This is a genomic window from Vibrio sp. CUB2, from assembly GCF_001557945.1.
Taxonomy (GTDB): domain Bacteria; phylum Pseudomonadota; class Gammaproteobacteria; order Enterobacterales; family Vibrionaceae; genus Vibrio; species Vibrio owensii.
Genome location: NZ_LNRB01000068.1, coordinates 1 through 698 on the forward strand (window position 1 = coordinate 1; position 698 = coordinate 698).

Annotated in this window: 1 protein-coding gene; it reads right to left on the reverse strand. The window is 42.6% G+C overall.

From position 1 onward, the window contains the following. Positions 1 to 143: 143 nt before the first annotated feature. Positions 144 to 644: an opioid growth factor receptor-related protein gene (locus ATB78_RS27855; protein WP_038892295.1), complete on the reverse strand. Its 501-nt coding sequence runs from the start codon at positions 642 to 644 to the stop codon at positions 144 to 146. Positions 645 to 698 lie beyond the last annotated feature (54 nt).

Sequence of the window (698 nt, forward strand, 5' to 3'; positions counted from 1 at the left end):
ACTAACGCCCTGTTAAGGGGTGAGCAACGCAATACCGAAGCCGCCGCATAACACCTTAACCACTAAATTCAACGCATAGTAAAAATGCCACGCGTTGCGAATCCCTCTTGAACAGTTTGTTAGTGCGCTTTTTCAGCGATCCCCTAACCTTTAAGCGCGTTATGCCAATACTCGACCGTTTTATCTGAAACCAAGCCTGTTTCTCTTGCTGCTGCCACTAGAAAGTCACACAAGTTAGTTGCTAGCTGTTCATTACCGAGTAAATACAAACTACGAATTGCTCGGGTCAGACGAAGTTGGTTGTGGTCATGACTTTTAAGCCAGACATGGTTAGCAGGACTTAGCGCTTGTAATGAAGAAATCTCACACCCATCTCGCTGTAATCCCCAAAACTCAAGTAAAAGATCGAGTGCTTTTAAGTGAGCAACACGTAATTCTTCCGAGTTGGCAAAAGCCTCTCGATCTGCTTTAGTTACCAAAGGAGCATGTTGATTGAACTTAGTACCCTCATCTATCGGGAAAAGAACTTGAATATACTTATGATCATGCTCCAGCCAGAAGTGGTTGTAAGCTAACAACTGCTCTATATTGCGACCAAATTTATCTGGAGCTTTACCAGATATGAAACGAGCAATTTCACTCATTTTAAATCCTGCTAATTGTAATTTTTATCTTTGCGCACTAACGCCCTGTTAAGG